The sequence below is a fragment of the Paenibacillus sp. MSJ-34 genome, from assembly GCF_018918005.1.
In the GTDB taxonomy this organism is placed as follows: domain Bacteria; phylum Bacillota; class Bacilli; order Paenibacillales; family Paenibacillaceae; genus MSJ-34.
Map to the genome: position 1 here is coordinate 1 of NZ_JAHLPR010000091.1, position 8,423 is coordinate 8,423.

10 protein-coding genes are annotated in these 8,423 nt (G+C 50.1%); all 10 read right to left on the minus strand.

Annotated elements, in window-relative coordinates:
* Window positions 1-137 precede the first annotated feature (137 nt).
* Window positions 138-1,037 carry a prephenate dehydratase gene (pheA, locus tag KQI79_RS26620; RefSeq protein WP_216541371.1) on the minus strand — a complete coding sequence of 300 codons (900 nt, stop codon included), beginning with the start codon at window positions 1,035-1,037 and terminating at the stop codon, window positions 138-140.
* Window positions 1,034-2,002: a homoserine kinase gene (gene thrB / locus KQI79_RS26625; RefSeq protein WP_483311418.1), complete on the minus strand. Its 969-nt coding sequence runs from the start codon at window positions 2,000-2,002 to the stop codon at window positions 1,034-1,036. The genes pheA and thrB overlap by 4 nt, the downstream gene beginning before the upstream one ends.
* Window positions 2,003-2,026: 24 nt before the next feature.
* Window positions 2,027-3,313, minus strand: a complete 1,287-nt coding sequence (locus tag KQI79_RS26630; RefSeq protein ID WP_216541373.1) for a homoserine dehydrogenase — start codon at window positions 3,311-3,313, stop codon at window positions 2,027-2,029.
* Window positions 3,314-3,403: 90 nt separating this feature from the next.
* Window positions 3,404-3,841 (minus strand): ACT domain-containing protein, encoded by a 438-nt coding sequence (locus KQI79_RS26635; RefSeq protein WP_216541374.1) that lies wholly within the window; start codon window positions 3,839-3,841, stop codon window positions 3,404-3,406.
* Window positions 3,842-4,010: 169 nt separating this feature from the next.
* A complete protein-coding gene (gene obgE, locus KQI79_RS26640; RefSeq protein WP_216541375.1) occupies window positions 4,011-5,324 on the minus strand; it encodes a GTPase ObgE in 1,314 nt (437 codons plus the stop codon).
* 12 nt (window positions 5,325-5,336) lie between these two features.
* Window positions 5,337-6,062: a Spo0B domain-containing protein gene (locus KQI79_RS26645; protein WP_253298432.1), complete on the minus strand. Its 726-nt coding sequence runs from the start codon at window positions 6,060-6,062 to the stop codon at window positions 5,337-5,339.
* Window positions 6,063-6,290: 228 nt separating this feature from the next.
* Window positions 6,291-6,602 carry a 50S ribosomal protein L27 gene (gene rpmA / locus KQI79_RS26650; RefSeq protein ID WP_216541377.1) on the minus strand — a complete coding sequence of 104 codons (312 nt, stop codon included), beginning with the start codon at window positions 6,600-6,602 and terminating at the stop codon, window positions 6,291-6,293.
* A 16-nt stretch (window positions 6,603-6,618) separates the two neighbouring features.
* The gene (locus KQI79_RS26655; protein WP_216541378.1) at window positions 6,619-6,954 is read right to left on the minus strand and encodes a ribosomal-processing cysteine protease Prp; all 336 of its coding nucleotides are present in this window, start codon (window positions 6,952-6,954) and stop codon (window positions 6,619-6,621) included.
* A gap of 10 nt (window positions 6,955-6,964) precedes the next feature.
* Window positions 6,965-7,276 carry a 50S ribosomal protein L21 gene (gene rplU, locus KQI79_RS26660; protein ID WP_216541379.1) on the minus strand — a complete coding sequence of 104 codons (312 nt, stop codon included), beginning with the start codon at window positions 7,274-7,276 and terminating at the stop codon, window positions 6,965-6,967.
* Between the two features lie 645 nt (window positions 7,277-7,921).
* Window positions 7,922-8,173 carry a hypothetical protein gene (locus KQI79_RS26665; protein WP_216541380.1) on the minus strand — a complete coding sequence of 84 codons (252 nt, stop codon included), beginning with the start codon at window positions 8,171-8,173 and terminating at the stop codon, window positions 7,922-7,924.
* Window positions 8,174-8,423 lie beyond the last annotated feature (250 nt).

The following is an 8,423-nucleotide window of genomic DNA, read 5'->3' on the forward strand; positions in this document are numbered from 1 at the left end:
TCGGGTTCTTTAGCATACGCATTTTTGAAAATTGCTTTCAAAAACACGTTTACATCGATAATTTTAACTCAAGCACCCCAAATTGAGCCTCAATCGCCCGGTTTATTCCGAGATCCTATTTTAACGAACTTCTATGATCATTTTGGTTGATCGTAAGAATAGCTCGGATAACAACCAAGGACGCGAACCTGCGAACCGATCGCCTCAATTTCCGCTATCGCGGCAGGCAGCAAAACGGAATCCATCGAAGCCTCAATATCGATATAAAAGAAATAATTGCCTAATTGCTTTTTGGTCGGCCGGGATTCGATACGCGTCAAGTTAAGGCGGCGCCATGCGAACGCCGATAAAATTTGATGAAGCGCTCCCGAATAATCTTGCGGCGGCGTGACGAGTATGCTCGTTTTCATGCGCCCCGGTTTCGGCAAAGCGATGTTGTCCGGACCGATCAGTACGAATCTCGTAAAGTTGTTTTGATGGTCGGTTACGTTTTCCTTCAAAATATCAAGACCGTGCGCCGCCGCTCCAAGTCTGGTTCCGATTGCCGCAACGCCTTGGCCCGGCCTTTCCTTCGCTTGCTTGACGCCTTCCGCGGTGCTGCCGACCTGCTCCAATTCGGCATGGGGCACGTAAGTGCGCAAAAATTGCGTACATTGCGCCATCGCCACAGGATGGGACAATATTTTTTTAATTTTACGGTAATCGATCGCCTCTTCGCCCGCTTCCCGTTTCCCGTCGCCGCCCAAAACGCGGAATTGCGATGCGTCGCCGATCAAATTTTGGACGGAGGGATATACCCATTCCGCCTGGATCGGAATGTCCACTTCATGGATCAGCCAATCCATATGAAGGCTGACCGAACCTTCAATCGTGTTCTCGATCGGAATGACGCTGTAATCCGTCTTGCCGGATGCCGTCGCGGCGAAAACGTCGGAAATCATTTTATAATGCACGAATTCATGCTCTTCGTTCGCGAATAAATAAGCGACCGCCTCATGCGACACCGTGCCTTGCGGCAATAATGCGATGCGTTTCATACGCCCATTTCCCCTTTAACAAGCTCCATGAAAGACTGCTGCGCAGGCTCGGGCAGCACGACGGCTCCTTCCGCGTTCGGCTTCAGCCGGAGCGTGGCCGCGGTTATTCCTTCCCGTTGCAACGTATCCAATAAAAACTGTTCTAATTGTACCTTATGAACCCCTTGTCCATCAACCAATGCGAGCAGCGTAGGCCCCGCGCCGCTTAGCGCGACGCCTAGCGCGCCGTATTCCGTCGCATTCTCCAATATCGCCTTCATGCCTGGCACCAAGGCCGCCCGATACGGTTGATGCAGCTTGTCCTTCATCGCCTGGCGGATGAGCGGCAATTTGCCGCTCGCAAGCGCCGCGACCAATAACGACGAATGGCTTACATTGAACACGGCGTCCTGCATGGAGACGGATTGCGGCAGCACATGGCGCGCCTTTTCCGTTTCCAGATGAAATTCCGGAATCGCCGCCAGCACCTCCAAGGCGGGATGCGGTTCCAAACGAATATGTTCGGCGCGTTCCCCGTTCCATACGGTCACGACGATTCCGCCGAACAACGACGCTCCTACGTTGTCGGGATGCTTCTCCAAAGCGGTTGCCAATGTGAAAATGCGGTCCTGCGACAGCGGATTGCCGATTAGCGCATTCGCGCACACCATGCCGCCGATAATCGCCGCGGCGCTGCTTCCCAGTCCCCGCGCAAGCGGGATGTCGCTGTACATCGATATTTCCAGTTCAGGCACGGCAACGCCCGCTTCTGCAAACACCGTTTGCGCCACTTTATAAATTAAATTGGATTTATCGCACGGTATATCGTTCATTTCATCGCCGTATAAATGGATTTGCGTCTCCGAGGAAGGCTTCATTTCGATCCAAGCGAACAAATTGAGCGCCATGCCGAGCGTGTCGAATCCCGGTCCCAAGTTGGCCGTGCTGGCCGGAACTTTGACAGCCGCCCTCGGACGAATGTTAATCTGTTTCGTCATCGGCTCCACCTTTTAACCTTCGACGCGGTAGACGCTCTTCACTTTGCGAATGACGCCAAGCCGTTCGAAATGTTTCAATACTTTATCCATGCTCGCTTTGCTCGCGTCATGCGTAATGATAATGATTTCCGCGTCCGGATTGTCGGCGTTTGGCTGCTGCAATACGGATGCCAAGCTGACCTCGTACTCGGCGAATACTTGCGTAATTTGCGCGAGAACTCCCGCCTTGTCTTCAACGTGCAAAAGAATAAAGTTTTTGCAGGCGATCTGCTCGTCGGATTTCAGTTTCTTCTCGTTATACGGCACCATCGTTTTTTGCCCGTTGACGCCGAGTTTTAAATTTTTCACTACCGCGACCAAATCGGCGACAACGGATGTTGCCGTCGGCAATTCGCCGGCTCCGGCTCCGTAGAACATCGTTTCTCCCACCGCTTCGCCATGAACGTAAACCGCGTTGAAGACCCCGTTGACGGAAGCGATCGGATGCGAAAATTTCACCATCGTCGGCTGCACGCTAATGCTGATATGCTCATCCTGCCGTTCGGCGATGCCGAGCAGTTTCACTTCGTAGCCGAGACGTTTCGCGTACATAATATCTTCTTTGGACACGCCGGAGATCCCCCGTACGTCGACATCTTCCAGCGCCACTTCCGTACGAAACCCGAGCGTCGCGAGAATCGCCATTTTGCGCGCGGCGTCGAGTCCCTCGACGTCGGAAGTCGGGTCTGCCTCCGCATATCCGAGCTGCTGCGCTTCTTTCAGCACATCCTCGTAAGAAGCCCCTTCTTGGCTCATTTTCGTTAATATATAGTTCGTCGTCCCATTCACAATCCCCATAATTTTCAAAATGCGATCGGAAGAGAAGCCTTCGATTAATGTACGTATAATCGGAATGCCGCCGGCAACGCTAGCCTCGTACATCACGTCGCATTGATGCTGCTGGGCCTTCGCCAATATTTCCGGGCCGTGCAGCGCCATCAAATCTTTGTTGGCGGTGACGACATGTTTGCCGCGTTCCAAAGCTTCGAGTATATACGGCTTGGTCGAATCGACTCCGCCCATCACTTCGACGATGACATCGATTTCCGGATCGCGGATAATTTCCCAAGCGTCCTCCGTCAGCTTGCCCGGATCGATTGGAATATTACGAACTTTATTCGCATCTTTCACCAATATTTTTTCGATTTGAATGGGCGATCCGACTTGACTCCGCAAATCTTCCTGATGCCCTTGAACGATACGGACGACTCCCGTACCGACAGTGCCTAACCCCAACAACCCCACTTTGACCGGTTTCATATATGCTCCTCCTAAATGTTTGTAAGCGTGACGCTTGAAACAATATCATGCTCATTTGCTTTCGAAGTCCGCGTGATTCCGTGCTCAAGACTATCCTTGTCCGATGAGAGACACCTTCCTGACGCCTTCCTGCGCCCGGAACGCTTCCATCATCGCCTCCAGTTGCCCCGACATGAACGTCGTCTCCACCGTAATGACCACATTGGCCATACCTTGCAGCGGAATGGTCTGATTGATGGTGAGTACATTGCCGTCATGCGCCGCCACCAAACCAAGCACTTTCGACAGAACGCCCGATCGGTGCTCCAAATCGAGCGAAATCGTAACGATGCGTTCCCGCTGCATTTGATTGAGCGGAAAAATCCCGTCTTTATATTTGTAGAACGCGCTGCGGCTTAACCCGACGCGCTCCACAGCCTCATGCACGGTGACCGCTTCGCCGCTTGCCAACATTTGCTTTACCTGAACGGTTTTCATTACCGCTTCGGGCAAAATGTCCTCCCGGACCAAATAATAGCGTTCCGCCATCGAACGTCCTCTCCCACTAGACCATTGTTTTCGTATAGTGGACATTATAGCGGAATCCGGGTAGAAGAGCAATAGTTGTTAACGGAAAAAACCATACCATATCGCGCGGGTGCAAAGCGTCGATATGATATGGCTCGGACTGTTGCGAAGAAAAAGCATCTGCGGTTTCTCAATAATAGTAGCTGCTGCCTTCGACGAATTCGAACTCGAAATCCGCGATCCGGATAATCGTTCCGTCTTTCGCTCCGCGCTGCCGCAGCGCTTCGTCGACTCCCATCTTACGTAAAATGCGGGCAAATCTTAATATCGCATCATGGGAATTGAGCTGCATCCGCTTCATCATGCGTTCGATGCTCTCGCTTTCCACGACAAATATATCGTTCTCGCGCCGAATCGTAAATTGCTGTTCGTCCTTTTTCTCGAGACGGTATACTTTCCGTTCCTCCACCTCGGCCACTTCTTCGATTTCCGGCGTATCCGGAATTTCGTCGAGGATGGCGGCGGCCCGGTACAACAATTCTTGCACCCCTTGCCTTGTAAGCGACGAGATCGGCATAATGTCCAAATCCGGCCGCTCCTTCAACGCTTTGCGCGTAAATTCGGACAAGTTCTGTTCCGCTTCGGGCATATCCATCTTGTTCGCGGCCACGATTTGCGGTCGTTCCGCAAGCTTGGCGTTATAAAGCTGGAGCTCCTGATTGATTTTGAGCCAATCTTCATAAGGATCTCTGCCTTCCGATCCGGCCATATCCACGACATGAATAATGACGCGGGTTCGCTCCACATGACGCAGAAATTCGTGACCGAGACCTATGCCTTCATGCGCTCCTTCGATCAGTCCCGGCAAATCGGCCATAACGAAGCTGCGACCGTCCCCAACGTCGACAACGCCTAAATTCGGCGTAATCGTCGTAAAGTGATAGGCGCCGATTTTCGGTTTGGCGGCCGAAACGACCGACAGCAGCGTCGATTTGCCGACGCTCGGAAAACCTACTAAGCCTACGTCGGCCATAACCTTTAGTTCAAGCACGACCCAGCGTTCTTCTCCCTCTTCGCCGTTCTCGGCGATTTCCGGAGCCGGATTGTTCGGCGTCGCAAAGCGGATATTGCCGCGCCCGCCGCGCCCGCCGCGCGCCACGACGACTTGCTGGCCGTGCCGCGTCAAATCGGCGATCACTTCCTGCGTATCGTCGTCGATAACGACCGTGCCAGGCGGTATGCGGACGATCATGCTCTCCGCATTGGCGCCGTGCTGGCTTTTGTTGCGCCCTTTCTCGCCTCGCTTCGCCTTGAAATGGCGTTGGTAACGAAAATCCATCAGCGTGCGCAATCCTTCGTCCACTCTGAAAATAACGTCCCCGCCTTTTCCGCCGTCGCCTCCGGCGGGGCCGCCTTCCGGCACATACTTCTCCCTGCGGAAGGATACGATCCCGTCGCCTCCGTCGCCGCCTTTGACATAAATTTTCGCTTTATCTACAAACATCGTTCCACCTCGTTACGTAACGCAAGGCACACTCCATTCGAACGAAGCCCGCCCGGAATCGGGTTGCTCCATTTTCCCTGGTTTGCCCTGCACAATCGATTTCATTTTTTGGCGTACGTCATCTAATGCATCCGAGGGAACTTCCCCTTCCCATCGATAGGCAACGCGCAATTCCCCGGGGCGCTTCTGAAACATGACTTGAAGAACCCGTTCGTCGTCATACGTTTGCCGCGGAATGTACTGAAAAATTCGAACCGTTTCTTGAATCGTGTGCGACAATGTTTCCGCATCGATCGCCATGCGCAAATCCGTCAAATCGATTTCCTCGTCGAGACGCACATCCAATTGCATGTCGGCGTTGAATGTTCGAAACGAATGAAAGTACAGCACGAGCGACGGGATTCCCAACTTCGAAATTTTGCTTTCCTGCGCCATCCGCTCTTTTATTTTTCCCACGCTCTGCAATAATTGATCATGTTTTTTCAATTGAATATATCCGTATACGATTTGCAGTTCGTTCATCCAATCATGGCGGTGATGATTCAACGTATGTATGGCCGTTATATGAGCCGCAAGGAGCGACCGCTTCATTAGCTCCTTCTGTTCCTTGCGAACGGTTCGCACGCTGTACCACGCGATCGCTCCGATCCATACGGCGAACAACATCGCGGGCCACAGCGGCCGATCGTAAACGATGACGATCAGCAGAGGAATAACGGCTGATCCTGCTGCAATCATCCGCTTCGTTCTCCAAGATTTCATCCGTTTCCCACAATCCTCTTCCACAATTTCATATATCGAACTTTCGATAACCATCATTGCGCGTATGTGTAAATAGTACACTAAATCTTCAACGAAAGACAACCGCCCATGGATAGGACGAAAAAAACAAGCCGAGGATCAGTTTGTTTGTCCTCGGCTTGTTTAATCAAAAGACCCGAAACGGGTTTGTCGCTTCAAAAACGATTACGCTTCTACCGTCGCCGCTACAGGAGCGGATTCAACCGGGTAGACGCTCACTTTTTTGCGATCGCGGCCCCAACGTTCGAATTTAACGACACCTTCCACTTTCGCAAAAAGCGTATCGTCTTTACCGATTCCTACGTTGTTGCCAGGGTGAATTTTCGTGCCGCGTTGACGCACCAAGATGCTGCCCGCGGATACGGTTTGACCGTCAGCGCGTTTCACGCCAAGGCGTTTCGCGATGCTGTCGCGTCCGTTCTTCGTGGAACCTACACCTTTTTTCGATGCGAATAATTGAAGATTCAACTTTAACATGTTGTCTACCTCCTTCTTACAAGAATTGTTCATGTATTTCAATATACTTTCCGTATGACGCCTCGATAGATTGCAGCATGACCACCATAGACTCAAGCAGCAATTGAACTTGCGCGAATGTTTCCGGCTCGATCGGAGCCTTGATGCGTCCGCTCAGAAATCCGTTTTTCATTTCGCTCTCCAGAACGACGCCGGTTAACGCTTCAATCGAATTCACCGTGCCGACCGTGACGGCGGATACGCCCGCACAGACGATATCCTGCCCCCGTTTCGCATAGTTCGCATGCCCGTCCACAGAGAAGCTAACGATCGATCGATCATCCCGCTTGCGCGCAATATGAATGCGAATCATGCCGCACCTCTTACGCCTGGATTTTCTCGATCACAACTTTCGTGTACGGTTGACGGTGACCTTGCTTTTTGTGATAATTTTTCTTCGGCTTATATTTGAAAACTGTAACTTTTTGTCCTTTGCCGTGCTTCTCCACTTTCGCGGAAACGGATGCGCCGGATACGACTGGCGTGCCTGTTACGAAGCCGTCGCCTTTGGATACGCCCAATACGCGGTCGAAAGTAACGCTCTCGCCTTCGCCTGCATTCAGTTTTTCAATGTACAATACATCGCCTTCTTGCACTTTGTATTGTTTGCCGCCTGTTTCAATAATTGCGTACATTTGTTGCACCTCCTCATGTCCAAGACTCGCCTGATTCAGGTGATGGGTACGATGGCAAACGCGCATCATCGTCCATGCTTCGTTACCCGATCGGTGCGGTTACAGCATGTGCAGCAACGAATACTTCACACATACCTACCTATATTAGCATGTTTTAGCTGGGGAATCAAGATCAAAACGAGGAGACTGATTCTAAGGATCCGGACAAACATTGAAAGATTGAAAAGAAATTCACAAATCTATATATTGTCCGATTTTCACCAATTCCTACATCACTTATATAAATGAGTGCGGAGAAGGCATCACGTAAACGATCCTTCACTCATTGTATGTTTCCATTTCATTAGTTTATTTAGATTTCTGTTCCTAAGATCTCCGAGCACATATTCGTCGTTCAGTTTCAAACTTAGTTCCATATATGCGATCTGACCGCGCGCTCTTTCCCAGAATAGTAGCGCCTTATCCTTTACGAATTAAGCATTAATGCGGGTATGTAATTGCAAATCTCCAGAGCCCCTCTGTGTGTCTCGACAAAAAACATTCCATAGAGAGAGAAATATTTGAAAACACCCCTTCAAAAAATAGAAGGAGTGTAGGAACATAAAAATTAATCAATGGAGGATAACTTAAAGTGTATTAAATTTGTTATCTAAACGTAGCTGGAATATCTAATGATCCAATTGTTCCTTTTGCTGACATTCCAAAAAACAGAAAAGCCCCTGAACCAGAATCGTTCTTACTAAATGTATGGTTTGAAACTCCATCTTTGTAATCAGAAATGTTTAATTCAAGTATTTTACCAATAGCCCCGTCAGAACCTATTACTCCGTATCCTTCAAATTTAGCTGAACCACCGACATTGTCATGTGTGTTTTTTAACTCATCCCAAGTTGTCATATAAACTTCAACTTCTACACTAAAAGGTTTTTCATCAACCTCGATATAACCCGTTACTTGTCCAACAATTCCAAGATCAGTTTTGCTACCTTGAAAGTATTCTGTACGAGTTGCAGTAATATTATTCTCATCCTAAATTTCGAAAGCCCGTAATATCAAACACTGAATATAGTGGATCTGCCTCGCGGACTGTAAAAAAGTGGAGGTTTCCCAGTTCGTTCGGTTCAAGTCAACATTATGTGGATACACT